General features: G+C 68.4%; 19 protein-coding genes. 9 read left to right on the top strand and 10 right to left on the bottom strand.

What is annotated here, in order from left to right; genetic code table 11:
* Positions 1-660: 660 nt before the first annotated feature.
* Both ACOGI5_RS03825 and ACOGI5_RS03820 read right to left on the bottom strand, forming a co-directional pair.
* Complete coding sequence (locus tag ACOGI5_RS03825; protein ID WP_419863148.1) at positions 661-1407, bottom strand: nucleotidyl transferase AbiEii/AbiGii toxin family protein; 747 nt, start codon at positions 1405-1407, stop codon at positions 661-663.
* A complete protein-coding gene (locus ACOGI5_RS03820) occupies positions 1404-1934 on the bottom strand; it encodes a helix-turn-helix domain-containing protein (protein ID WP_419863147.1) in 531 nt (176 codons plus the stop codon). The genes ACOGI5_RS03825 and ACOGI5_RS03820 overlap by 4 nt, the downstream gene beginning before the upstream one ends.
* A gap of 633 nt (positions 1935-2567) precedes the next feature.
* Between ACOGI5_RS03820 and ACOGI5_RS03815 the strand changes: the two genes are divergently transcribed.
* From ACOGI5_RS03815 to ACOGI5_RS03800, 4 genes are all read left to right on the top strand, one after another.
* Complete coding sequence (locus tag ACOGI5_RS03815; RefSeq protein WP_419863146.1) at positions 2568-4295, top strand: cell wall-binding repeat-containing protein; 1728 nt, start codon at positions 2568-2570, stop codon at positions 4293-4295.
* Positions 4296-4393: 98 nt separating this feature from the next.
* Positions 4394-8506 carry a cell wall-binding repeat-containing protein gene (locus ACOGI5_RS03810; RefSeq protein ID WP_419863145.1) on the top strand — a complete coding sequence of 1371 codons (4113 nt, stop codon included), beginning with the start codon at positions 4394-4396 and terminating at the stop codon, positions 8504-8506.
* A 75-nt stretch (positions 8507-8581) separates the two neighbouring features.
* A complete protein-coding gene (locus ACOGI5_RS03805) occupies positions 8582-11800 on the top strand; it encodes a cell wall-binding repeat-containing protein (protein WP_419863144.1) in 3219 nt (1072 codons plus the stop codon).
* A 160-nt stretch (positions 11801-11960) separates the two neighbouring features.
* On the top strand, positions 11961-13718 hold the full coding sequence (locus ACOGI5_RS03800) for a sigma-70 family RNA polymerase sigma factor (protein WP_419863143.1): 1758 nt from the start codon (positions 11961-11963) through the stop codon (positions 13716-13718).
* A gap of 21 nt (positions 13719-13739) precedes the next feature.
* On the opposite strand, the gene ACOGI5_RS03795 is transcribed toward ACOGI5_RS03800, so the two are convergent.
* Complete coding sequence (locus tag ACOGI5_RS03795) at positions 13740-14006, bottom strand: hypothetical protein (RefSeq protein ID WP_419863142.1); 267 nt, start codon at positions 14004-14006, stop codon at positions 13740-13742.
* 82 nt (positions 14007-14088) lie between these two features.
* Here ACOGI5_RS03795 and ACOGI5_RS03790 point away from each other — a divergent pair, with 82 nt between their 5' ends.
* The 3 genes from ACOGI5_RS03790 to pyrE all read left to right on the top strand — a co-directional run bounded on the left by ACOGI5_RS03790 (position 14089) and on the right by pyrE (position 17162).
* Positions 14089-14538 (top strand): TlpA family protein disulfide reductase, encoded by a 450-nt coding sequence (locus ACOGI5_RS03790; RefSeq protein WP_419863141.1) that lies wholly within the window; start codon positions 14089-14091, stop codon positions 14536-14538.
* 78 nt (positions 14539-14616) lie between these two features.
* Positions 14617-16503, top strand: coding sequence for a DUF3179 domain-containing (seleno)protein (locus ACOGI5_RS03785; RefSeq protein ID WP_419863140.1), 1887 nt, complete (start codon positions 14617-14619; stop codon positions 16501-16503).
* Positions 16504-16583: 80 nt separating this feature from the next.
* Positions 16584-17162, top strand: coding sequence for an orotate phosphoribosyltransferase (gene pyrE / locus ACOGI5_RS03780; RefSeq protein WP_419863139.1), 579 nt, complete (start codon positions 16584-16586; stop codon positions 17160-17162).
* A 61-nt stretch (positions 17163-17223) separates the two neighbouring features.
* On the opposite strand, the gene ACOGI5_RS03775 is transcribed toward pyrE, so the two are convergent.
* Both ACOGI5_RS03775 and ACOGI5_RS03770 read right to left on the bottom strand, forming a co-directional pair.
* Positions 17224-17622, bottom strand: coding sequence for a TA system VapC family ribonuclease toxin (locus tag ACOGI5_RS03775; RefSeq protein WP_419863138.1), 399 nt, complete (start codon positions 17620-17622; stop codon positions 17224-17226).
* Positions 17619-17840 (bottom strand): antitoxin, encoded by a 222-nt coding sequence (locus ACOGI5_RS03770; RefSeq protein ID WP_419863137.1) that lies wholly within the window; start codon positions 17838-17840, stop codon positions 17619-17621. Before ACOGI5_RS03770 ends, ACOGI5_RS03775 begins: the two co-directional genes overlap by 4 nt.
* A gap of 106 nt (positions 17841-17946) precedes the next feature.
* Between ACOGI5_RS03770 and ACOGI5_RS03765 the strand changes: the two genes are divergently transcribed.
* Positions 17947-20799 carry a cell wall-binding repeat-containing protein gene (locus ACOGI5_RS03765; RefSeq protein WP_419863136.1) on the top strand — a complete coding sequence of 951 codons (2853 nt, stop codon included), beginning with the start codon at positions 17947-17949 and terminating at the stop codon, positions 20797-20799.
* A 35-nt stretch (positions 20800-20834) separates the two neighbouring features.
* Here ACOGI5_RS03765 and ACOGI5_RS03760 read toward each other — a convergent pair whose 3' ends face one another.
* The 3 genes from ACOGI5_RS03760 to ACOGI5_RS03750 all read right to left on the bottom strand — a co-directional run bounded on the left by ACOGI5_RS03760 (position 20835) and on the right by ACOGI5_RS03750 (position 23168).
* Positions 20835-21623, bottom strand: a complete 789-nt coding sequence (locus ACOGI5_RS03760; RefSeq protein WP_419863135.1) for an SDR family NAD(P)-dependent oxidoreductase — start codon at positions 21621-21623, stop codon at positions 20835-20837.
* A 92-nt stretch (positions 21624-21715) separates the two neighbouring features.
* A complete protein-coding gene (locus ACOGI5_RS03755) occupies positions 21716-22498 on the bottom strand; it encodes an SDR family NAD(P)-dependent oxidoreductase (protein ID WP_419863134.1) in 783 nt (260 codons plus the stop codon).
* Position 22499: 1 nt separating this feature from the next.
* A complete protein-coding gene (locus tag ACOGI5_RS03750) occupies positions 22500-23168 on the bottom strand; it encodes a nitroreductase family protein (protein ID WP_419863133.1) in 669 nt (222 codons plus the stop codon).
* Positions 23169-23886: 718 nt separating this feature from the next.
* Here ACOGI5_RS03750 and ACOGI5_RS03745 point away from each other — a divergent pair.
* On the top strand, positions 23887-24198 hold the full coding sequence (locus tag ACOGI5_RS03745) for a hypothetical protein (protein ID WP_419863132.1): 312 nt from the start codon (positions 23887-23889) through the stop codon (positions 24196-24198).
* A 233-nt stretch (positions 24199-24431) separates the two neighbouring features.
* Here ACOGI5_RS03745 and ACOGI5_RS03740 read toward each other — a convergent pair whose 3' ends face one another.
* Together ACOGI5_RS03740 and ACOGI5_RS03735 are read right to left on the bottom strand one after the other, a co-directional pair.
* Entirely contained in the window at positions 24432-25304 is an 873-nt protein-coding gene (locus tag ACOGI5_RS03740) for a DNA-formamidopyrimidine glycosylase family protein (RefSeq protein ID WP_419863131.1), read from the bottom strand.
* A 6-nt stretch (positions 25305-25310) separates the two neighbouring features.
* On the bottom strand, positions 25311-25736 hold the full coding sequence (locus tag ACOGI5_RS03735) for a hypothetical protein (RefSeq protein WP_419863130.1): 426 nt from the start codon (positions 25734-25736) through the stop codon (positions 25311-25313).
* Positions 25737-25844 lie beyond the last annotated feature (108 nt).

The following is a 25844-nucleotide window of genomic DNA, read 5'->3' as shown; positions in this document are numbered from 1 at the left end:
CCCGCGCCTCAACTATTCCGGTCCGGCGACCAGCCATCGGCCCTCATGACGGGAGTACGTGCAGTCCTGCGCCCGACAGTCCCGCGTAGTGAGCCCTGATTCCGCGGGCGATTCCGCGTCAGTTTGATGGTTCGATGGCTCCGAGCGAAGTGAATTTCCGGGAGCTGTCTGACTCGCCGAGGAGTACGGTTGGGTTCGTGGCCAGCACTACCCAGCAGTCATCCCATGTTGAGGCTGGGCTGAACGGAGACGCGCGCGAGGTCGTTGAAGCTTGGCTACGAGCTGACGGGCCAGATCCACTTGCCCTTCAAGCCGACTTGACGGCCGGGATCCTCGACGGCGACACGTCGCCATTGGGCTCCGAAGCCTGGCGATTGGTGTGTGAGGCCATCGAAACCGGCTGGGCTGACGAGAGGCTGCACAAAGCGCTGTTGCAGGCCCTGAGGCACAACGATTGACCTTCGGCGACTTCGCCTGCCGTGGCCGGGTACAAGCGCATGCCCCGGGCGACGAACCATAACTAGACCGTTACGACGTGTAGCGGTCATTACTAGCCGTTTTTTCTCGATAGAGATTGGCGGCACCTGTCTACAGCCTCCATAGCTGCCTCAAACCATAAGTAATCGGCCAATAGCGCATCTGAGCCGCCTCGGGAGCTTGCTAGTGCAGTTCACTCTCGCCACGCGCACGTTGCGCCGAGGCGGCCGTCGGTTCGCTGACGCTCACATCGCGCATCTCGGCAATTCGATCCCGGAGCTGAGGCACCCGGCCACGCAGGTGGCGCAGCGCGTCGGCTCGCCGCTCTTCGTAGGCGGGGTCTGCTGGCAACGTGCCTGGGCGGTCGAGCAGGGTGACGATCTCCTCCAGTGCGCGAGGCGGGTGCGCGTATCCGAACCGCCTGCAGTAGTACCCGAGCCCCGCTTCGAGGCTGCATGCGCCGGATCGATCTATCGCGGCAAGATCCAGGTAGTCGCGCAGCTTGGGCCGGAATCTGATCACGTCGAGCTTCGCGGCGACCAGATCAGCGATGGATGCCACCTGCATGCCTTCGACGGTGATGCTCGGGGCGACCCGGTGCATTTGCGAAGGCTGGACGCCGTCGGAGGGAAGTGCCCGGAAGATGTCAACCTTCACACCGTCGACGAAGCCATGGAACATGTTGTCGGCGACCTCGTCGATCGTCACGCTCGACGCCGATGCACGTAGTCGTTTTGCTTGGGCACTGCCTGAGAACTTGCGCAGCGTCACGACATCGAGATCTTCCGAGACGCGGTGACGCAGATGGATCGCGACGGCTGTGCCGCCCATGAGAGCGCCTCCGATGCGGTTCGCGCAGTCCGCAACATGGGGCCACACGCGTCGCAGGTTCATAGGCAGCACGTCGGCCCATGCGTCGAGCTCGCTCATGCGGTCGCGCGCCGGGCGATTTCACCGTCGAGCAGATCGGCCCTGATGCCGCTCGCAAAACCCCGCAGCGCGCGGCAATCCTGCAGTACTCGCGTCGGCAGTGCCGACAGCGCCCATGCACGCGCGCACGGGTCGCGGCTGCCGATCAGCGTCTCCGCGATGTGCAGACCGTGCTGTGAAACCGTCAAGCTGTCAGCCGAGGCGCCCGACCAGAAGTAGCGCCAGAAGCGCTGCGGAACCCGGTCGTCGGGCTCCGGGGACTGTCGTGTCGGCAGATCGCGGAGAAACGCAAGCGCAGCCATGCAGTTGTCGGACCACGTCAGCGACCAGATCGTCGTCGGCCGCAGCTCATAGCCGTGCTGGATCGTCGTCTTGGCCTTCTCGACCCAGCCACGCTGCTCGAGGACAGCGAGGCAGCGGAGCGTCTGCGAGTAGGAGATTCCGGCAAGCTGCCCGAGCTTTGCGGCAGTGGCACCGAATGGCCTGGCTCTCAGCGCATTGAGAACAGACTTGGCCCCGTCGCTCACTGTCCCAAGCGGACTGTCATCGGCCCGCAAAGTGGCCGGCAACGTGTCGATCTGCCACGGATCTCGCGTTCGGCGACGATGCTGACCGCTGCGCAGGAGCCGCCGCAGTCGTTCTTCAAGTGACAGTTGCTGCAGCGGCCCGAGCAACGCGGCGATCCTGCGTGCAGTGACTGGCGAGACGGCAATGGCCTGCGCAACGCTCGAAGGCGAGGTATCCGCCACGCCGGCGACCGCGACCCAGTCTGCGGGGGCGAGTTTCGTGGAATGGAGCGCCGTACCGGAGGTGACGGTGAACCGTCTGCGGCAGTCACCGCAACGCCAGCGGGACCACTTGGCGCCTGCATCCGCGTGTGTGCTCGAGCAACGCTCGCTCCCGCAGGCAGGACACGTTGGCAACCCCTGCCACCTCGCATCGACCATGAGTTGCTCGGCACGCTCGCGCCCGATGACCACCACCTACCCATGATATCTGCTGATGGGCAGTTTTCTATTTTATGCGAATCGGGTTGCTAGGCGAGATGTGTACGCGGCATGGAAGTCGGGGCGGGGTGGGTCGGCTCTATCCTGCGCGCTGTTTGTGACAGCTTGGCCCTAGGGTCGCTTCGACGTCAGCCCGTGGAGTGTGAGGTCGGCATGGTTCCATCGAGACGCCGGCCGCGCCGTGGAGTTCGGCGGCTGATCATCGCCATGCTCAGCGCTGCGCTGGCCGGCTCGGTGCTGTTCGCCCCCCAGCCTGCGGCAGCGCAGGCCGCAGCTGCGAGCGTGTCGCTGCAGCGGGTCAACGCCACCGGCGTGTACGAGCTGGCCGCCAAGGTCGCCGGCGGCACCTGCGAGTCCGACATCGGCTCGCACAGCGTGGCGCTCGCCTCGGGCGAGAACTGGCCCGACGCCCTCGCCGGCGCAGCGCTCGACCGGCCGCTGCTGCTGACCACCCAGGCATTCCTGCCTGCGGCCACCCGGGCGTACCTCGAGCCGTGCGCGTCGCACGCCTACGCCAAGGTGATCATCCTGGGCGGTGCTGCCGCGGTGTCCGACAGCGTGGCGGAAACCCTGCGGGACATGGGCTACGAGGTCAGCCGCATGGCCGGCGCCGATCGCTACGACACCGCCCGGCTTGCGGCGCGGGCGTTCGCCCCGGCATCGATCAGCACGGTCTATCTCGCCTCGGGCGCCAACTTCGCCGATGCGGTCGCGGTCGCTCCCAGCGTCTCGGGCGACACACCGCTCGTGCTCACACCGCCTGGGGCGCTCGGCGCGGCAGCCCTCCGCTTCCTGACCGCCGAGGGTCGGCACGTGGCCTCGGTCACCGTTCTCGGCGGCCACGCTGCTGTCTCGGCCCAGGTGGAAGCCGAGATCAAGGACCTCGGCATTCCCACCAACCGCATCGCCGGCGCCGACCGCTACGAAACCGCTGCGCTCATCGCCCGGCGCGCCTTCGCCATGCCGGGCTGCCACCCGGTCACCGAGGTGGCCGTGGCCAGCGGCACGGTGCCGTTCGGCGGTCTGGCCGCAGGCGCAGTGCGCAGCGCCTGCCAGCCGCTGCTGCTCGCTCCTGGCCCCGGCAGCCCGGTGCCTGCTGCGCTGGCCGAGTTCGGGCGGGACTGGCTGCTGGCCGTCGGCGACACGGTCAAGGTGACGGTGACCGGCATCGGCCCGGCGTCGGTCATTCCCACGGCCGCACTGGCGGCGGTGGGGTCGGGCCTGGTGGGGGGTTCGGGCTCGGCGGTTGACGGCCCTGCCACCGGCTGGAACGCCGTGGGACCGTCGGTGGTGCAGGTGCGCTGCGTCAGCGCTGCGGGCGCCACACGCAAGCGCGGGTCGGGCTTCATCGTCGGCGACGGCTACCAGATCGTCACCAACCAGCATGTGGTGTTCGACGACAACGGGCGCCAATGCCCCCGTCTGCGGGCCTACCTGGGCGCCACCTTCGAGCAAGGGCCGGAACGGCACGTGCCGCTGGCCATCGTGCGGTCGTCAGAGGCCCGCGATCTGGCCTTGCTGCGGATGGATCGCGGGCGTGATCCGCTGCTGACGCTGCCGATCGCCTTCGAGCCGCTGCAAGCCGGCGAGACGCTCACCGCCATCGGCTACCCGACCATCGGCGGCGAGACGCTGACGCTCACCACCGGCCGCTACTCGGGCCTGACCGAGCTCGACGGGCTCACGTGGATCAAGACCGACACGCCCATCGCCCCGGGCAACAGCGGCGGCCCGGTGCTGAACGAGCGGCGCGAGGTGATCGGTGTGGCGACGCTGCTGCGCCTGTCGCTCACGGGCGGCGGCACCACGCTCGGCAATCTCGGCCTGCTGGTGCCCGCCGAAGACATACGCGCTCTCCTCGCCGGCGAACTCGGCGAGTAGCCCGCCCCGTCGCCGAGCCCGCCGACGAGCGCGCAGTCGACCGCTCCGGCAGGCCGCCGGGTGTGATCACGCTTGCAGTTCGCACTACTTTCACCCCAATGCGGCGTGTACTGACAGGGGCCCTGCTGGCTGCGGCGCTGGTGGGCGGGGTGCTTGCGCTGCCGGCGCCCGCTTCAGCCCAGACCGCCGGCGGCGGTGAGCTGGCCGGCATTGCGACCACTCGCTACGGCGGCGCGGACCGCTATGCCACCTCGCTGCTGGTGGCCGAGGCGTTCGCAGACGACGCCGGCGGATCGCTGAGCCACGTCGTGATGGTGTCGGGCCGCAGCTGGCCCGACGCGGTGGTGGCGGCACCGCTGGCGGGGGCGCTGGATGCGCCCGTGCTGATGACGCCGCCCGGGGCGCTGCGCGACGACGCAGCAGCGTTCATGGCGCGCACGGGCGTCACCGACGTGGTGGTGGTGGGCGCCACCAGCGGCGCCAATGCAGTCAGCGACGCCGTGGTGACTGCGCTGGAAGCCAGGGGCATCACCGTGAAGCGCGTGGGCCGGGCCGACCGCTACGCCACCGGGGTGGTGGTCGCCCGCGAGATCTCGCCCGTGGGCGAGATGCCCGGCTTCGGCACCACGGCGATCATCGCCAACGGCGACGTGTTCGCCGATGCGCTGGTTGCGGGCGCATTCGCCGCGAAAGGGCCGCATCCGGTGCTGCTGACCCCACGAGACCGGCTGCATCCGGGCGTGGCCAGCTACCTGTCCGAGGCCGGAATCGAGCACGTGGTGCTGATGGGCGGCACAGCGGCACTGAGCGAGGCGGTGGACTGGTCGATCTCGAGCGCCGGCATGGCCGTCACCCGCCTGGCCGGCGCCACCCGCTTCGACACCGCCGTGAAGGCAGCGCAGCTCGTGGAGGGCCGCTACGCCCAGGGGTCAGAGCCGTGCTTCACCAGCGAGCGCATCGGTTTGGCCCGGGCGCGAGTGCCGTTCGACTCGTTCAGCGCCGGCCCGCTGCTCGGGCGGCTGTGCGCACCGCTGCTGCTCACCAGCCCCCACGCCATCCCGGCCGACACAGCGGGCTTCCTCGACGCCGCACGCACCGCAACGGCCGCTGCCGGCACCGCCGCAACCGACCTGCGCGTGTTCGGCGGCAACGCCGCCGTGTCGGAAGCGGCCATCGACGCCTACCGCAACCCCGCTCCGCCCGACGAGCCGGCAGGCCTGCCGGCCGGCAGCTGCGGCGGCCCCATCGACGGGCCCCCGGTGCAGCTCGTGGACACCGACGACCCCGAGGAGCCCGCCTGGTCGCCCGACTGCAGCCAGATCGTGTACGGGGCCCGCTCACGGCTGTGGATCGCCGGCGCCGACGGCAGCAACCCGACCGAACTCACCCAGCGCGACGGCGGCTATTCGCATGAGCCTTCCTGGTCGCCCGACGGCTCGCAGGTGGCGTACGCACGTCAGGTCAACCAGCAGACGCACTGGGAGTCGCACATCTGGGTGGTGAACGCCGACGGCACCGGCAAGCGCCAGCTCACCCGCGGCGATGTCTGGGACAACGATCCGCAATGGTCGCCCGACGGCACCCGGCTCCTGTTCAGCCGCATCAGCGCCACTGGGCGCGAAGCCGACGGCAGCCGCATCGACGGCGACCGCTACATCACCCTCATGAACGCCGACGGCACGAACCCGCAGTTCCTGACGGTGGGCGGTGCCTGGGATCACTCGCCGGTCTGGTCGCCCGACGGCCGCCAGTTCGCCTACATCGCCTTCGACGCTGTGTGGATTCGCGACCTCAATCGAGCCAACGCCCGAGCCGTCGCCTCCGACGCTTACTGGGACGGGGGCCTGACGTGGTCGCCCGACGGCACCAAGCTCGCCTTCACTCGCCGTGATGGCGAGGAGTTCAGCATCCGGATCGTGCAGATCGACACGGCCAGCGAGGAAGTGCTGGCCGACACTGCCGGCCAAGAGATCTACCCGCGGTGGTCGCCCGACGGCCAGCGGATCCTCTACTACACCACCGCCGACGACGGCACACGCCAGGCGTGGGCGACGGGCGCCTCCGGCCGGCAGGTGGGCATAGCACCGGGGCAGCTCGTGGTGCGGGCCACGGCACCGGCGGCCGGCGGCTGCGGCGGCGCGGCGGGCGATGCGGCCGCACAGCTCGGCTCGCTGAGCGACGCCTCCGACCCCGCCTGGTCGCCCGACTGCGCCTGGATCGTGTTCACCCACGACCGATCGCTGTGGCTGATGCGCAACGACGGCACCGATCTGCGCCGGCTCACCGCCTACGACGCCCGCACGTCGAGCGCGGCTGCATGGTCGCCCGACGGCACCCGCATCGCGTACGCCCGCACGAACTACGTCGACGACCACTGGGAGTCGCACATCTGGCTGATCAACCCAGACGGCACCGGGCGCACGCAGTTCACCGCGGGCGACGTCTGGGACGACGAGCCTGCGTGGTCGCCTGACAGCGCCCGGCTGGCATTCAGCCGCCAATGGGGCGGCGCACGGGATGCCAACGGTGACCGCGCTGACCAAGACCGCTATATCGCGGTGATGGGCGTGGACGGCTCGGGCCGGCGGGCGCTCTCGGCGGGCGGCTGGTGGGACAGCTCTCCCGCCTGGTCGCCCGACGGAACGGAGGTCGCGTACATCGGGGGCAGCAGCGTGTGGGCGGTGTCGCCGAGCGGCACCGGGTTCCGGCGCGTCGCGGCCGGCGTGCATGACGGCGGCGGGCTGGCGTGGTCGCCCGACGGCAGCCAGATCGCCTTTGCCCGCCCCGCCGAGACCGATGACGGCACCCACCGGTCCGGGGCGCTGGTGGCAGTGGAGGTCGAGGGCATTTCCGAGACCGTGCTGGTCGGCGAGGCCGCAGCGGGCACACGGCCCCGCTGGTCGCCCGACGGCCAGCGTCTGGCCTACGTGGGTGCCGGCGACGGTGACGAGCGAGCCATGTACGTCACCGGCGCGGCGGGCACGCCCGTCGTCTCGGCCGCCGCGCAGTGCCGCCCGCGGGGCGTGTCCCACACCACGGCAGGGTTCCCGCTGCCCGATGCGGTGCCGAGCACAGGCACTGTCCGCATCGGCGTGCTGTTCATGGATTTCTCTGATGCCGAGGCGGAGCACTCCACGCAGCGTGAATCCGAGACGAGTCTGGAATGGGCTGAGGCCTACCTGGAGGCCGCCAGCTACGGCAGGCTCGACGTGGAGTTCGTGGCACTGCACCGCTGGCTGCGCGCCGAGCAGCCATCCGAGGCCTACATCGGCCCCACTGCAGTCGCCGACAGGGAAGGACTGGTCGGAGCGGCCTCGACGCATGCGGTGGAACTGGCCGACCCCGAGTTCGACTTCGCCTCGGTCGAGCTGGTGCTGAACGTGTTCCCGAGCAGCCACTTCGGGGGCGGCAATGCCACCGGCTCGGCTGAGGCCGACGGCGTGACCGTGACGACCACGCGGGTGAACACGTTCCGGGTGGAGGAAGCTCGGGAACCCGTGGAGTGGGGGTACGTGGGCGCCCACGAGATAGCGCACAACCTCGGGCTGCTCGACATGTATGCATACGACAGCGGGCTGCACGCGCTCCCCGAGCTCGATGCCGACGGCGGCAACGTGTGGGTGTACGTCGACATGGGGTTGATGGGCCTGAACGGCTACTTCGTCGCCGACGCCCAAGACCGGCGCCTCAGGCACGAATGGCGCCACACGAACGGCACCAGGAGCACGAGCTACCAGACGTCCTTGCGGCAGCGGGAGATGCTGGCGTGGAGCCGCTGGCAGCTCGACTGGCTGGCAGAGGCCCAGGTGAGCTGCGTGACCGACGACGCGGCCACGGTGCGCCTAGGCGCGCTGGCCAGCCCGGGCAACCACAAGGCCATGGCGGCGATTCCCCTGAATCGCCACGAGGTGATCGTGGTGGAGAGCCGCCGCCAGCTCGGCTACGACGCTCCCCGTGAGTACACAGCGCCCGACGGCACCACCACCGCGTTCCCGACGCTCATCACGCCCGGCGTGGTGGTGTACACGGTCGACTCGTTCATCGGCAGCGGGGAACTCGCGGTCAAGTTCGCCGGCGACAGCGGCAACGGCCAGATCGACGACTTCCCGACCCTCGACGTGGGCGACTCGGTGACGTTGCGCGGCTACACGATCACCGTCACCGCCGGCGACAACGACACCCACTCCATCTCCATCACCCGCGCCAGCTGAGCCGCTGAGCCCGCCGGCTCCGGGGGAGGCTCGGCCTGCGGGCGTCGAGTAATGCCAACAACTATCTTCAACCGGATGCGTCGCTCCCGTGCTGCCGCCGTCTGTGCGGTGGCGGTCGCGGCTGCAGTGCTAGTGCTTCCAGCGGCGCCGGCAGCGGCACAGACCGAGCAGACGGCTGAAGTCGCCAGTGTCGAGTTCACGCGCTACGGCGGTGCCGACCGCTACGCCACGTCGCTGGAGGTGGCCGAGGCGTTCGCCGCGGAGGCGGGGGGCTCGCTGGCATCGGTGGTCATGGTGTCGGGCCGGAGCTGGCCTGACGCAGTGGTGGCCGCGCCCATTGCGGGAGCGCTCGACGCGCCAGTGCTGATGACCCCGCCGGGAGAGCTGCGCGCCGACGCAGCGGCATTCCTGAAGCGCACCGGCGTGACCGACGCGGTGGTGGTGGGCAGCACCGGCGGCGCAGATGCGGTGGGTGCCGCCGTGGAAGCTGCACTGGAAGCTCTGGGCATCTCGGTGGAACGCATCGGCCGGGTCGACCGCTTCGCCACGGGGGTGGTGGCCGCACGGCGGGTCTCGCCGGTGGGGGAACTGCCCGGTCACGGCGCCACGGCGATCATCGCCAACGGAGACGTGTTCGCCGATGCGCTGGTGGCGGGTCCGTTTGCGGCACGCGGAGCGCACCCGGTGCTGCTGACCCAGCGAGACGAGCTGCACGCGGGGGTGGCGGGGTATCTGTCGGCGGCGGGCATCTCCCATGTGGTGCTGATGGGCGGTCCCGCCGCGCTGTCGGAGACAGTGGAGACGTCGATCGCGGCGCTCGGCATCTCGGTGACCCGGCTGGCCGGCGCCACGCGCTACGACACGGCGGTCAAGGCCGCCGAGCTGGTGCAGGGCCGCTACGGCGACGCTGCCGACGAGCCGTGCTTCTCCAGCAGCACGATCGGCCTGGCCCGAGCGCGGGTGCCGTTCGACTCGTTCAGCGCGGCGCCGCTGCTCGGGCGGCTGTGCGCCCCGCTGGTGCTGGCCGACCCTGCCCGGATTCCCGCCGACACCGCCGCGTTCCTCGATACGGCACGCACGGCACACACAGCGGTCGACGTCCGTGTGTTCGGCGGCAACGCAGCCATATCGCAAGCGGCGATCGACACCTACCTCGACCCGCCCGAACCCGAACCCGAAGAAGCCGAGGATTCCGGAGAAGCCGACGAGGCCGCCGAAGACGACGACAGCGCAGCGGCACCCGTCGTGCTGCCGGCGGGCACCTGCGGCGGCGACATCTCCGATGAGCCACGCATCTTCGTGCCGTCCGCCAACGCCGAAGACCCCGCCTGGTCGCCCGACTGCAGCCGGATCGTCTACTCCGAGAACGGCTCGCTGTGGACGATGGGCAACGACGGCACGAACCGGCAGCGGCTGGTGCCCTCCGCCGGCGCCTACCTCTCGTCTGCCGCGTGGTCTCCCGACGGAACCAGGATCGCCTATGTGAGGGGCTACCAGGACGGCAGCCGATGGGTGGCCCACATCTGGACCGTCGGCGCTGACGGCACCGACCCGGTGCAGCTGACCAGCGGCACCGGCCGGGACGCGTCGCCGCGCTGGTCGCCCGACGGCGAGACGATCGTGTTCGATCGGGCGGCGGGCGGCGCGCGGCACATCATGCGCATGTCGCCTGCGGGCGCCGGTCTCGAGGCCGTGACCACCGAGGGCCGGCAGAACTTCAGTGCTGCGTTCTCGCCCGACGGCACGCAGCTCGCCTACGCCGCCGGGAGCATCCTCATGGTTGCCGCTGCCGACGGAACGAATCCCCGCCGCGCCATCGCCCCGGTCGCCTGGCCCGGCGGGCTGTCGTGGTCGCCCGACGGCACGCGGATCGCGTTCATCCGCGCTCGCGACGGCGTCAACATGCTGACCACCGCAGACACCACGGGACTGCACGAGGAGATCGTCTTCAGCTCGACCGACCAGGTGCTGGCGCCCCGCTGGTCGCCCGACGGCCAGCTCATCGCCTTCCACACCATCGAGACCGGCGGCAAGCACCGGCTGTACGTCTCGGGGGCGAGCGGCGAGCCAGTCGAGGGCGGCGCCGAGGCATGCCGGCCGGGCGGAGTGTGGGGCACCACTGCCGGGTTCCCGCTGGACGACTGGGCAGTGCCGTCGACCGGAACACTGCGGGTTGCCGCGCTGTTCCTGGACTTCCCCGACGCCCAGGCCGCCCACACCACCCAGGATGAAGCAGCGCAGGGACTGCCCTACGTGGAGGACTACCTGGAAGCCGTGAGCTACGGCCGGCTCGATGTGGAGTTCGTGGCGCATCCTGCGTGGCTGCGGGCCGGCAACGACTCCACCGCGTTCATGACCGTGAACGTGTTCGGCAACCAGGCGGTGAACACGTCGGCCATCGTCCATGCAATCGAGCTGGCCGAGCCGCACGTCGACCTGGCCGGCGTCGACGCCGTCATGGTGATCCTGCCCAGCAGCCTCTTCGGCGGGGGCGGCTTCGCTCACCCGGGCGTCAGAGCACTGGACGGGTCGTGGCCTTCGACGCTCATCAACAGCGTGCGCCACGCCGAGGAGCGCGAGCCCTACACCTGGGGATCGGTGGCGTCGCACGAGATCACGCACAACCTCGGCCTCGCAGACCTGTACCCGTACGACGGCAGCCGGCACGCCCGGCCCGAAGCGCCGGCGGGCATGACGTGGGTTGCCGCGGAGTGGGGGCGCATGAACATGTGGTCGTGGTACCTGGCCGCCGAGCATGACCCCCGGCTGGCCCACGTGTGGACCTATCCGAACGGCGGCACCGCCACGTCGCACCGGCACCACCTGCGCATCGAGGAGATGCTGGCGTGGAGCCGCTGGCAGCTCGGCTGGCTGGACGAGTCGCAGGTGAGCTGCACCAGCGCCGAGGAAGCCGCCGTGACGCTGTCGCCGGTCGCGCGGCCAGGCGATGCGGTGGCGATGGCGGCCATCCCGCTCAGCACCCACGAGATGATCGTGATCGAGAGCCGGCGCAAGCTCGGGTACGACGCCGGTCGGTACTTCGAGGCCGCCGACACGGGCGCCAGCACCACCTTTCCCCGCCTCATCACCGAGGGCGTGCTCGTGTACACCGTCGACAGCTGGCTCGGCACGGGCGCCCTCCCGCTGAAGGTCGCAGGTGACACCGGCAATGGCCAGGTCGACGACTTCCCGGTGCTGGAAGCCGGCGAGTCGGTGACCGTTCGGGGCTACACGATCACCGTGGTCGCCGACGACGGCGAGGCGCACACTGTGTCCATCACCCGCAACTCCTAGCTGGATCGTTGCCGCCGACTGTGCTGCGACGCCGTGCGATTCGGGCCGCCCGCAACTTCCGGCGTGGGCGAAATGTGACGGCAAGCTTGGTCGGGGGCCGCGGTAGCATCGATGCATGAGAGGCCGTACGGGCCTCTGCCTGCGACCCTGAGAACCTGCCATGGCCCTGCGCCTTGAAGACCGAGATCTGGTGCTCGCGTACCAAGCCGGCGACGACGAAGCGTTCGCCGAGCTGGTGCGGGAGTACCGGCCCCAGCTGCTCGGTCACGCGCGCCGCAAGCTCGGCTGCCCCGAGGCGGCCGAGGATGCTGTGCAGGAGGCCTTGGTTCGGGCGCTGCGCGCCATGCCTCGCTTCAACGGCAACTACCTGGTGGGGCCGTGGCTGCACCGCATCCTGTCGAATGTCTGCAGCGACGAGGGCAACCGCAAGCGGCGCGAGCACGAGAAGACCGAGCGGTTTGCTTCCAACGACCAGGCGCTGAACCCGCCGTCGACCACCGAGGCCGAGCTCGGGCTGGAGTTCGACGACGCCGAGCTGATGGACGCCGTCGACAACCTGTCCGAGCAGTACCGCGAAGCGCTGATGATGCGCTTCGTCGAGGAGCTGAGCTACGAGGAGGTTGCTGCCAGGGCCGGTGTGTCTGAGGACAACGCCCGAGCACGGGTGTCGCGGGCTCGCAACGCGGTGCGGGCTGCGCTGAAGCTGGCAGCCGCCATGCCGGTGGCCCTCATCGGGCTGCTGCGCCGTGGCGAGCGAGCTGCGTCGGCTGTTGCCGGCCACGGGTCCACCGCTGGCTCTGCTGCCGCCCAGACGTCGGCTGCCCAGTCGTCGATGGCTTCTGCTATGCCGCTGCTGACCGAGGCGGCGCCGGTTGCCTCGCGTGCAGCCGCCGCTGTGGCCAACGCGGCCACCACGGGTGTGCCGGTGGTGGCCAAGGCCGCTGTCGGTTTCGGGCTTGCCACCGCGGTCATCACCCCGACGGTGGATTCGCCGGTTCACAAGGCGACCGAGCGGGTGCTGCCCGACTCGGTGGTGGAAGTGCTGACGCCGCTTGCCGTGGAGCTGCCGGCGCCCGACGCGCCGGTGGTGGTGCCTGCTGCCGACGTGTCAGAGGCGGTCGAGACCGCACCGGTTGCTGTCGAGACCGAGTCGGCGCCGGCTGCTGCCGCAGTGGTGGCGCAAGAAGAGGCTGCCGCACCGGCCGACGAACCGCAGGCGACGGCGGTGGTGCAGGCCGAGCGGGAAGAAGCTGCGGTTGCAACAGTCACCGCCGACGACACGTCGTTGACTGAGGATTCCTCGACGGCGGCTGCCGCCGGGGCTGCGTCGGCGGTGTCCGGCACCGAAGGCGGCGGCGAGGTCGTCGATCAGCAGGCCAGCGAGGCTGGCGCCCAAGCGGTCATCGAGACGGAGGTGGCCGACGAGCCCAAGGCCGCTGTTGTGGCCAAGCCGGTGGTGACCGTGGTTGCCACGAGCAGTGTCGAAGGCGCAGATCTCACGTTCATGCCCGCCGGTGCCGACCGTTACGACGTCGCCGGCACGCTGTCGCTGACCGTGACCACCACCACAACGACGACCACCGACGACGGCGAGATCGTCGAGACCGAGACCATGAACAAGTCGGTGGCGGTGGTCGTGCCCAGCACGGCGTCGCTTCAGGCGGCTGATGCTGCGGTCGACGAGCGTCGCTTCAGCGCCCTGCTGGTCTTCGCCCCCGGTGACGACGGCACGTCCGCCGAGATGCGCCTGGCTGCCCGTGGCACCGCCAACGCCGACGGCTCGCTGGCCATGACCGGCTTCTTCACCGCCACAGGCACCGAATCGCTGCCGCTCGCCGAGCGAGGCGATTTGTCAGGCACGCTCACCCTCGACAGCGAAGGCATGCCCGCCTCGCTCGCCATCACCCTCACCCAGTAACGGCTGCGGTCGCGCCCAGGTTCACACCGCCGAGATGCAGCGCCGTTCAACGCGTGAGCTACGGCGGTCGGCTGCGGTCATCGCGCTTTGCGTGCTGTCGGTGGCGTGCAGCGGTGCCACAGCGCCGAGGTCGGCTGCGCCGACATCCGCAGCACTCGCATCGCCATCGTTGACCTCGGCAGTGCCGACCTCGCCAGCGCTCACCTCGTCGGCGCCGACCTCGCTGGCGCCTACGCCCGCATCGTCACCCGAGGCTCCGATCGAACCGACGTCTCCACCCGTCTCCACCACAGAGGCATCTGCGACGGGAACGACCGACGTCCGGCCGGACGGCGCAGCCGAAGCCGGCACTGAGGCTGCGGGGTGCCGGGTGGTCGACCCGTTGAAGCCGGTGTCCGCCACTGACCCCGAGGGCGCTCACGCGTTCACCTTCGTCGGCTTTGACGGGTCAGCGGGTTCGCTGTCGGGTTATGCAGGCTGCGCGCTGCTGGTCAACTTCTTCGCATCGTGGTGCAGTCCGTGCGTTGCGGAGATGCCCGACTTCGAGGAGTTCTGGCGGCGGCACGGGCACCAGGTTGCGGTGCTGGGACTCGCCCGGAACGATTCCGTGGCCGATGCGACCCAGATGATCGCGGCCACGGGAGTCACCTATCCGACCGGCATGGACGAAGCGGGTCTGTATGAGGCGGTCGGCGCGCTCGGCATGCCGACCACGGTGTTCGTATCGCCGGACGGCGCGATTCTCGACACCTACAGCGGCTTGATGACGGCGGATTTGATCTTCGAATTCGCCAATCGGTACTTCGGACCGCTCGGTTAGGCAGGGCAATCGAGGGAGCGGTTCCTCGCTGAGCGGCTGACATATCTGCATGAGTAGCTCTGCATATGCTCTCGCTGTATGAGCGATGCCGAATCGCCGCTCACGCCGCGACGTGCGCCGGCCGGTGGCCGATCGTGGCGCCGGGCGATCGTCACGTTGTTGTCGATTTCTGTCGTCGGCGCTGTCCTGACCGGCGTGCCTGCCGGCACGTCTGACGCGGCGGAGATCAGGGGCAACGTTGAGCGGATCAGCGGGCGGGATCGCTTCGAGACTGCTGCGGCGACTGCGTCACGGTTCCGGGACAACGGCGGGTCGCTGGCCACCGTGGTGCTGGTGTCAGGGCGCTCGTTCGCTGATGCTCTGTCGGCCGCGGGACTTGCTGGACTGCTGCGGGCGACCGTGCTGTTCACCGAGCGCGACACGCTGCCCGACCCCACCCGTCAGCGGCTGGTGGATGGCTGGACGCGCCATGTCGTCATCGTCGGCGGAACGGCTGCTGTCAACGCTGACGTCGAAGCGGAGCTCACCGAACTGGACATTACGGTCGAGCGAATTGCGGGTGCCGACCGGTACGCCACCGCCGCCGCGGTGGCGCGCCGGATCGGCAAGGACGGAATCGGAGGCTGGCTGGGTCGCCGTACGGCGTTGGTGGTGTCCGGCGTCGAATGGGCCGACGCGCTCGCTGTGGGTCCTGCTGCGTGGGCCGGACCCCATCCGATCGTGTTGACAGGCGCGCGGTACCCCGCCGCGGAGGTTGCCGAGCTGCTCGCTGAGCTCGATGTCTCCCACGCGGTCGTGGTCGCGAGGCAGGGCGCGCTGTCTTTCGGGGTTGCACGGGTGCTCCGCGATGCCGGATTGGACGTGAGATGGCTCTCGCGTACTACCGCGGCCGAGACCTCGGGACGCGTTGCGAGAGAACTCGCCCTCACCCATCCCGAGTTTCCTGGCGAGATCGCAGCGACGGTGTCTGGAGCAGATTTCGTCGATGGCCTGGCAGCAGCGCCGCTGCTGGGACTGCTTGGCGCGACGCTGGTGCTCGATGATGCGCTGCCCGGAGGTCGAGGTATCGCCCCCCAGGGGCGGTACTTTGCGACCTGGCTCGAGTCGCAGCTCAGAGTCCAGCATGCACTGATAATCGGCGGATATACCGCCGTTCCCACTTCTACGCTCCGCGAAGCACGGGCGCTGCTCCGCGAGAAGCGCAGTGATGACTTCGTGCCTGAGCGCAGCTTTGGGTTCGTCTTCGTGGAACCGCCGGTCACGACTCAGCCCGGCACGACTCGGCCCCGCACGACGCAGCCTGACGACCCGGTGACCACCCTGCCGGAGCCTGTCTACGTCACTCCGACTCAAGTGGCGGGTGACACACCCAACGTCACCAAGTCGGCGTTTCATGACGGCAGCGGCAAGACAGCGCACGAATACTGGGGTGCGGCGGACTTCCCCAAGGTCTCAGGTCTCGATTTGACCCCGATCCGGCGGGCATGCAGCGGCAAGGACTGCTTCGTCTCCGACGACGTCCCGACGTTCCAGACCGCGAGCACGTACGACCTCTGGGACAGCGCCAATGTGCTCGCGATGACCGTCGGGTCCGAGACGCGGGCCTATCCCGTGAGCGCCGTATCGTCGCACGAGGTGATCAACGACACGTTCGGGGACGTGCCAGTCGCTGTCACCTACTGACCGCCGTGCAATACAGCCGTCGGGTTCCGGCGGACTCTGGGAGACAGAACCTTCAGCTTCGGCGTGTCGGGTTACCTCGAAGGCCCCTTTGATGCGTCGCCGCCGCTGCTCATCTATGACCGCCAGACCGAGACGCTGTGGCGCCACGGCACCGGCCTGGCCATCCTGGGTCAGCTCGCAGGCAAGCAGCTCACGGTGATATCTGTGCGCACCATGACGTGGCGGCAGTTCAAGGCGACCTACGCCACCGGCAACAAGGATCCCCTCGTACTGCTTCCCTGAGCAGGTTGCTTGCGGTACAGAACGGCTCAGGCCAGCCTGTAGCGGCAGGACGCGAACGTGTGAGAAGGGCGGGCACGCCGATGACGATGGACCGGAGCGAGCGGCTGCTGGAGATACTGCGGGCGCAGGGGCTCACCGAGCTTCCCGAGCCGGTGCAGCTCGCTTCGGGCAACTACTCCCGCTATTTCATTGACGGCAAGGTGGCGCTGGGCGCCGGCGACGACCTGCGGCTGGCGGCCGAGGCCATCACTGAGCGGGTGACCGGTGCGGGGGTCGAATTCGACGCCGTCGGCGGGCTGACCTTGGGTGCGGATGCGCTGTGTGCCGCCATCGCCGTGGTGAGCGGGGCCAACTGGTTCATCGTGCGCAAGGAAGCCAAGGGCCGGGGCACCAACCGGCTGGTCGAGGGCACCCGGATCGGCGAAGGTCACCGGGTGCTGCTGATCGACGACGTGGTGACCACCGGCGGTTCGATCCTCAAGGCCTACGACAGCGTGCAAGCGACGGGCGCGCAGGTGGTGGCCGCCGTCACGCTGGCCGACCGGGGCGATGACGCCCGCCGTTCCTTCGACGAGCGCGGCGTGCCCTACTTCCCGATGGCCACCTACCAGGACATGGGCATCCCCGCCATCGGCACCGAGACCGCCAGCACCGCCTAGGGCTGGCCGCCGTCCCGGCGCAGTCAGGCGTTCTTGATGAGCAGGCCGCCTGCTGAGGCGATCAGACGGGGATGAGATGGGTCGTCTCGGGATGTTGTGCGGCGAGTCCGCGATCCAGCGTCACTAACCGGCCGCCGAAGTGCCCAGCCAGTGCAGCAAGGTAGGCGTCCGTGACCTGGCGGTGTCCGATCACACCGGCGAGCATCGTCGCGTCGTATCCGATCTCGTCGGCCCAGAAGACGTGCTGGGGCAGTGTCTGGATTTGCCGCAGCGCACCGAGTGCGTCGCGAGGGCTGACATCCTCCCGGATGAGGAATCTCAGCAAAGCGCCTTGGGTGATCGGGCAGGTGGCCAGCTCATCGGCATGGCCATCGAACCACGTTCTCGCCTGGCGATGATGCACGTGATCTTCCACCGTCAGAGCAATGAGCACGTTGGCATCGGCCAATGCCGCGGTCACTCGTCCTCCAGTGATCGGACGTCTTCCGCAGTGACGACTCGGCCGATCTGGATGGTGGGCAGGCCGCCAGCCGGCGCCGGAGTCATCGACGCGTCGATCGGATCGAGTGCAAGCCGGATCAGCTCGCAGACAACCTGGCTCAGCGACTTGTGCTGCTGGTGCGCCATCTCTCGAGCAACAGCGTGCAGATCCTCCGGCAGATCGATCGTCGTCCGCATCACTGCATCATATCATCACGATGCAGCACAGCCCGTCAAGCCAATTTCGCATCGGACCGGGTGACGCCAGAACTATTGCTAGTTACGAGCATTATCTTTCCCGATGATGCGTCATCTCGGCCTCGCCCTGCTGGCCGCACTGTTCGCATTGAGCGGCGCGCAGGTGTTTGCGGCCACTCCGGCCGCGGCTGCCGAACACGACATCGCGATTCAAGTCGCAGATGACGCACCGGCCGGTGCCGAAGACAACAGCTCGGATGTCTTGATCACGCGCTATGGCGGCGCGGATCGGTATGAGACGTCGTTGCGCATCGCCGAGGCGGTGGCCGAAGAGGCCGACGGCTCGCTGGAGTGGGTGGTGCTGGTATCGGGCGAGCGCTGGACCGATGCGGTGGTGGCCGCGCCGCTCGCCGGGGCACGCAACGCGCCGGTGTTGATGACCCCTCCCCACGAGCTGCGTGATGATGCGCTGGCATTCCTGAAGCGGGTCGGCGTCTCGCGTGCGATCGTCGTGGGACCGGACGCGGGCGGTGGCGTGCATGGCCCGGGTCGAGGAGTTGCTGAGTCGGTGCGCGCCGATCTCGTCGCGGCAGGCATCTTCCCCGAGCGGCTCGCAGGCGTGGACCGCTATCACACGAGTCGCGTCGTAGCTGCCACTTATGGGCCGAGGACCATGGGGGAATTGGGCTCTACTGCCATCGTGGCGAGCGGTGAAGTGTTCGCCGACGCGCTGGTGGCGGGGCCATTCGCGGCCCGTGGGCATCATCCGGTGTTGCTGACTCCCCCCGACGAGCTGTACCCCGAGGTGGCCCGCTACCTGCAGTCGGTGAGCATCGAGCACGTCGTGTTGATGGGTGGCACAGCGGCGCTGTCGGGCGAAGTCGAGCAGTCGATCAAGGATCTGGGCATCAATGTGACCCGGATCGCGGGTGCCACCCGCTACGACACCGCGGTGAAGGCCGCCGAGCTCGTCGAGGGTCGCTACAGCGACACCGCTGGCCGGACGTGCTTCGCTACGAGCACCATCGGCGTGGCTCGAGCCCGGGTGCCGTTCGACTCGTTCAGCGCAGCACCGCTGCTGGCGCGGCTGTGCGCACCGCTGGTGCTCGCCGATCCCCAGCAGATTCCCCCCGACACCGCCGCCTACCTCGACGCTGCCCGCGAGGCGCAACACACGGTGGACCTGCGGGTGTTCGGCGGCAATGCCGCCGTCTCCCAAGCCGCCATCGATGCCTACACCACCGGCACCGAACCCGGCATGGACATGGACGAGGCCAGCGAGGACGCCGAGCACGCCGACACTGGGGATATCGAGATCACGCCGGTGGGGCGCGGAGTATCGATCACCTCGGAAGATCAGATCATCGTCGAGCTGCAACCCGGCGACGTTGAAACGGCCAATCCATTCGATCTGAGCAACCGCACCCTGGTCTTTGCCCCGAACGCCAACGGAGAGTATTCGCGTCAGGTTCTGCCGCTGAACTGGGAACCCGACTTCCGCGGCAAGCGGTACGACCGGCCCGCCGAGATCGAACTGCAGCACATCCCATTCGAATTCTCGGGTCAGTCGTGGCGATCCTTCCACCTGACTCGACGCGGCCTCATCACCTTCGGCGAGGCCTTTCCAGAGCGCGACCCTGTGCGATTCGGCACGATGCCGAGCTATGCAGACTTCATCGTCAGGAGCGCAACGCCAACGATCAGCGCGCTCTACAAGCCGACGCTGTGGGGAAGCGTCTACGTCGCCGAATCGTCTGACCGGGTGATCATCACCTGGCTTGCCTGGGACCCACGGCTTGCACCGTACGGGCAACAGCCTGAGCGAACTTTCGATGTTCAGATCGTTCTGCACTCGGATGGACGCATTGCGTTCAACTACGGGCCTGATCCGGCGAATCCTGACGCAGCGTTCCGAGACGGCGTGGTGGGACTGTTTCAGGTCGACCAGTCGACCGGTGCGCCACGAGTCGAACCCGGCCGGACGGCTGACTTGTCGGATCCCGACACGCACTTCTCGCCGGTGCAGACTGAGGCGTTTCGCTATCACGCGATCAAGGGCACGGGCGAGGGCGTCGCCAAGATCTCGTGCAGGATCATCGAGGTGCTCGGCGACGAATTCGACTTCTTCGCTCTCAACAGCCAATCCCGTGTGGATCAGCAGGAGGCGGGAACCCCGTCCAACATCTTCAGAGGCAACATCCAAGCCGAGATCCAGGGAACCGGGCTCATGGGGCACCGGCCGATAACTCCCTGCGAGAGCAGGCTGAAGACCGCCTGGCTGTTTCCCATCTGGATGAAGGCAAAGACGGTCGTCAATGAGGGCTACATGCGATACGGGTATGGCGGTCCCTATGACATGGGTCTGACGCTGTTCGCTCACGAACTCGCCCACGTCTGGACCGCATTCGCCTCCTACGAGACCAACGGCCAGCAGATGCCATTGCACGATGAGTACTGCGACTGTCACTGGTTGTTCGAGTTGCATGCGCCGGCAGCGTTTCCTTGGCGCGGCAGCGAGGACGGTTCGATCATGGGGGGTGCCTTCTGGCGCGAACACCCCGATGGATCGTTCAGCTACACCGACGGCTGGAAGACCAAGGCCGGCGGATTCTCCTGGCTCGACCTGTATCTCATGGGCCTGGCTGCTCCCGACGAAGTGCCGGACATGTTCATCCTCCGCGATCTGCAGCAGATCGCCAATCGCAGCGGCCCCTACACAGGTACCAAGGAAGTCATCACCGTGGAGCAGGTCATCGCTGCAATAGGGGCGCGCAACCCACCCGCGGAACGAGCGCGAGGCACCTTCAACATGGGCTTCGTCTATCTCCTGTGGCCGGGGGAGAAACTCGACCCGGAGCTGCTACGCGAACACGCCGACTACCGCGACCGCGTATTGGACCACTGGCACCACATCACCGGCGGGCGGGGACGGCTCACCTCAACCCTGCCGCCGGCCTGAGGCTGTCGCTGGCGCCCCGTGGCGTTCTGTCGCGCTCAGGCGTTCTTGATGAGGAGGCCGCCGTCTACGGGGAGCACCGCGCCGGTCATGTACTGGCTGGCGGGCAGGCAGAAGTTGAGCGTGCCGTGGGCCACTTCCTCGGGTTCGGCGTAGCGGCCGAGGGCGGTGCGGCGCTTGGCGAAGATCGTCTTGTGCTCCTCGGAGATCTCCGCCGTCATGGCGGTGCGGATCGGGCCGGGGCAGATGCAGTTGACCGTGATGGCCTCGCGGCCCAGCTCCACCGCCAGTGACTTGGTGAGCCCGATCACGCCGTGCTTGGCGGCCGTGTAGGGCGAGCCGAACTTGGTGGCGCCCCAGCCTTCGGTGGACGCGATGTTCACGATGCGGGCCGCATCGGATTGGCGCAGGTACGGCAGCGCCGCCCGCACGGTGTAGGTGTGCGCCGTCAGCAGCACCTCGAGCGAGATAGCCCAGTTGTCCTCGTAGCCCTCGTCGTCGATCGGCGAGAAGCGCGAGATGCCGGCGTTGTTGATGAGATGGTCGATGCCGCCGAACCGCTCGGCCACCTCGTCGGTGACCTGGTTGACACGGTCACGGTTGGCCACGTCCATCGTCCAGCCCGCCGCAGAGCCGCCGGCGTCGTTGATCTCAGCCACCACGGCGTCCACCTCGGCCTGGCCCAGATCGGTCACCGCAACGTGCGCCCCCTCGTCGGCGAACAGGTGCGCCGTGGCCCGGCCCTGGCCCATGCCCGCACCGGTGATCAGCGCCACCCGGCCCTCGATCGACCGGTTCAATGTCGACAGTCGCTTCGTCGTCCCCACAGCAATCCTCCGTTGTTCCCTGCGCACAGCCTGCGGCCGCGCTCAACGTAGCTGCCGACGGGGGCCTAGGCCCGCGGAGCTTGCCGCTGTGCTCAGCCGGTTTGCCAGGCGGTGCCGCCGTCGATCTTGAGCACTGAGCCGGTGGTGTAGCTCGACGCTTCCGAGGCGAAGTAGAGCGCCGCGCCCACCACCTCGTCGGCCTCGCCGCCACGGCCGAGCGCGATCTCGTTCTCGGCCCGCTCGTTGAACGCGTCCATGTCCCACGCCTTGGAGATATCGGTGAGGAACGGCCCCGGCATGATGCAGTTCACCCGCACCCGCGGCGCGTACTCACGGGCGAACGACTGCGTGATGGCGTGGATGCCCGCCTTGGCTGCCCCATAGGCGGTCTCGTTGGGCGAGGGCGCCACGGCCGCCACAGAGCTCACGTTGATGATCGAGCCGCCGCCGGCCTCGTACATGCGCTTGCCGAACACCGCCGAGGCCCGGAACGGCCCCTTCAGGTTCACGTCGATGACCTTGTCGAACAGCGCCTCGGACACCTCGTACAGCGACGGGTACAGCGGCGACAGGCCGGCGTTGTTCACCAGCACCTCGCAGTGGCCGAACTCGTCATAGACCCGCTCGCACAGGGCGTCGTTCTGGTCCCAGTAGCCCACGTGGCACTCCACCGCCAGCGCCAGCTGACCGGTCTCGGACTCGACCTCTTTGGCCAGCGCCTCGCAGTTGTCGAGCTTGCGCGAGGCGATCACCACATCGGCGCCGGCCCGTGCGAACGCCAGCACCATCTCGCGGCCCAGCCCACGCGACCCGCCGGTGACCACCGCCACCCGGCCCGACAGGTCGAACAGCGCTGCGTTCGACTCGCCAGCCATCTCAGCGGCTCCAGGTGTTCCAGCTCATCACCGAGTCGAGATCGGTGCGGGTTGCCAGCTTGAAGTCGGTGCCCACGGTGTAGGCCACCGGGCTCAGCGCGTACTGCCGCACATTGTCGTAAGGGATGCCGAGGATGTCGGCGGCTTCGCGCTCGTAGCCGAGGTGCAGCGTGGTCCAGCAGGTGCCGAGGCCTCGCTCGCGGGCAGCCAGCATGAAGCTCCACGCTGCGGGGATGATCGAGCCGGCCTGGCCCACCATCATGCGGGCGTCGTCGGTGCGGCCGGTGATGCAGGGCAGGAACAGCACCGGGCTGCGATGCATGTTCTCCGACAGGAATTCCGCCGACGAGGTCACCCGTGCCTGCTGCGCCTCTCGCTGGGCGCCGAGGCCGGAGCCGACCCGGCCCGCGTACATGGGGCTGTTGCGGTAGGCGTCGAAGCCTTGCTTGTACAGCGCCGAGATGGCCTCGATCTTGTCGCGCTCGGTGACGAACACGAAGTGCCAGCCCTGCATGTTCGAGCCCGTCGGCGACTGCACGGCGATCTCGACGCACTCCCGCAGCACCGATTCGGGCACCGGCCGGTCGAAGTCGAGCCGCTTGCGCACTGCCCGGGTGGTCTGCAGCACCTCGTCGGCCGACAGGCCCAGTTTCAGTCCAGATTCAGTCATGGCGCAGGAGCGTAACCCGCGACCGCTGCGGAGGCGGCAGGACCCTCTGCTCCCGCGATCCAGCCGGTCGCAACGTCGCAGAGTCTCCTGCAGCCTCCGCAGCTCTGGCATCGATAGCTCTGACATCGATGCCGACAGGCTCAGCCTCTAGCGGAGGAATTTGCTGGTGGTGTTGTCGGCCAGGATGCGGCCGCTGGTCTGGCATGCACCAACTGAGACGGTCCAGCGGGTGAACAGGCGTGGAGGAGGAGTGAAGGCGCGGGTCACCGGGCGATTTGGCTGCGTCAGATGGCCGCAATACCTGTAGGTGTTGACGGCCCTGCAGAATCCGTCTGCCGAAAAAACCGATGTGGTTCACATGGCACAAGAAGCTACGGTGAACATGTGGCAGCTACCGAGACCGCAAATCCCGAAACGGACCAGTGGCTTGCAAGTCAGCGATTGCTGACACTTCCGATCAGATCATCCAAGCAGTCGCCGCCGCGCCGCTGACACTGCCTAGGACAATGACCGGCGCTGAACTCGCTTCCGTCATAGCGGCATTTGCGACTGCTCTCGGGCTCGGAGGCGGCGCGTTGCGTTTCGCTTGGAGCGTCTATAGCAAGATGGGAGAACGGATCGACCGTCAAACCGACGTCATCGACGGCCTGAGGGATCGACTCGGCGACCTGACTGAGCGGACGGCAAAGGTTGAGACACACTTTGAGAGAGACCGGACATGAATGACACATCTGCCAAGTTGGCGGTGCATACTCGGATCACGTCGCAATCCGGGAATGAGGTACGCAGGGACTATTCGCTCGATTTGCACGACCCGCAACTTGACCGCTTCATGCTCACCGACGATGAGCGGCACCGGGTGGAGCAGTTGCTGTCGCAAGCGCTCGCGGTGTGGGATGTCGGTACTTCTGACGAAGACGCGTTCGCTGAGCCGCTGAAGACGTTGCTCGACGTAACCGTCGAGATTATCGGTGACGCTCTAGGGCGTGAGGTGGAGAGCGAACGTTCCCGCGAGACAGTGTCATTGTGACCGACGATGCTGGGGCTGCTGGCCCTACGGCTGAATCTTGGTATGAACAACTGTTGCCGGTATATCGTCACGATCCTCGAGTGCTCTTGATGGCTCTCTACAAGACGTTCTCAGAGGTTGAGCTCGGAGAACGGTTCTTGCGGAACGTCAAGGAGATGCAAGAGTACGCCGACGTGCACCTGCCCAAGCCAACATGACTCGCTGCTGAGCGCTGCCGAGTTGGCGTCGCCCAGCTAGCGGAGGAATTTGCTGGTGGTGTTGTCGGCCAGGATGCGGCCGCTGGTCTGGCAGGCGGCGCAGTAGTTGACCGAATAGTCGCGGTACTCGACGGCCCGCACCATGTCGCCGCAGACCGGGCACGGCTGTCCGGTGCGGGCGTGCACCGCCGAGGGTCGCTCGGCCGACCGGCTCATCTGGGGGAGTTCCCGCTCGGCGGCCAGCGACTCGTCCACCACCGCGCCGATGGCGGCCACCACAGCTTCGACGCCGGGGGCGTCCATCCGGGCGGTGGGGGCGAACGGCGACAGCTTGGCCCGGTGACAGATCTCGTTGGCTAGTCGCCGCCCGAGCCCCGAGACTGTTCGCTGGTCGCGCAGGAAGTTGTGCAGGCGGGCCGGATGCGCCGCCATGAGCTCGGCCATGGCTGCAGCGTCGACGTCGGTGGCTTCGGGCCCCAGCCCCGCCAGCGGCTCGGCTGCGGTCGGGTCGCCCGCCTGCACCCACACGCCGGCCCGCTTCTGCGTGCCCGGCTCGGTGAGCATCAGCCCCAGCCCGCTGTCGAACTCGAATCGGGCCAGCCCGTCACGGGGCCGGCGAGGGCGCTTGGCGTCGGGTTCCAGCACCCGCAGCCGACCGCCTTGCATGAGGTGCACAACGAACGTCAGCCCGCTGGCGTCTGGGCCGCTCGACGGGGGAGCGAACCGCAGCAGCAAGAACTTGGCCCGCTGGCCGACGCTGCGGAGCGGCCAGCCGACAGCGTCATTCGGCTGCGGGCTGGCGGTCTTGAGCGCCGTGAACGACAGCGGCTCGAACCGCTTCAGCACCTCGCCTGCCGCCAGCGTCTCCAGCCGTTCGGCGTGCGCCCGGATCTCGGGGATCTCCGGCACAGATGCTCAGCCTCCGTCGTCGGCGAGCGCCTGGCCCAGAGCGGTGTTCACCAGCGCCAGCGCCTCCGCAGCAGCGATCAGCACCCGCACGTCGCCGCTGACCGTGATGAGCCCCCCCTGCAAGGCCGCCAGCGCGCCCAGCTCACCGCGCCGCACGGCCTCCGCCGTCTCCCGGGATTGGCTCATCACCACCACGCCGCCGTCATCGCTGATGCCCACGCCTTTGCTGTCGCTGGCTGCCGTCCCAGCAGTATCGGGCGGTGCTGGCTCCAGGTGCGCCCGGCCGCTGTCGATCACCAGCCGGTAGGCCACCACCGGCCCGCCGTTGCCGTCGCCGATGCGCTGCTCCACAGTGGCCTGCACATCGGGCAGCTCCAAGTCCGCAAGCGCCTCGGACATCTCCGCGCACCAGTCTTCGGACCCGATCTCCACGCCTGCGAACCTATGCCACGCCCCTACCCGGTGTCACTGCCGATTCGGTCTTCTGGCGACATCGGGCATCAGCCGTTGACTGCGGATTGATCAAGGCAGCCCAAGCGG

Source organism: Candidatus Poriferisodalis sp. (genome assembly GCF_965208925.1).
Taxonomy (GTDB): Bacteria; Actinomycetota; Acidimicrobiia; order Acidimicrobiales; family Poriferisodalaceae; genus Poriferisodalis.
This window is presented reverse-complemented; position numbering and strand designations above follow the sequence as displayed.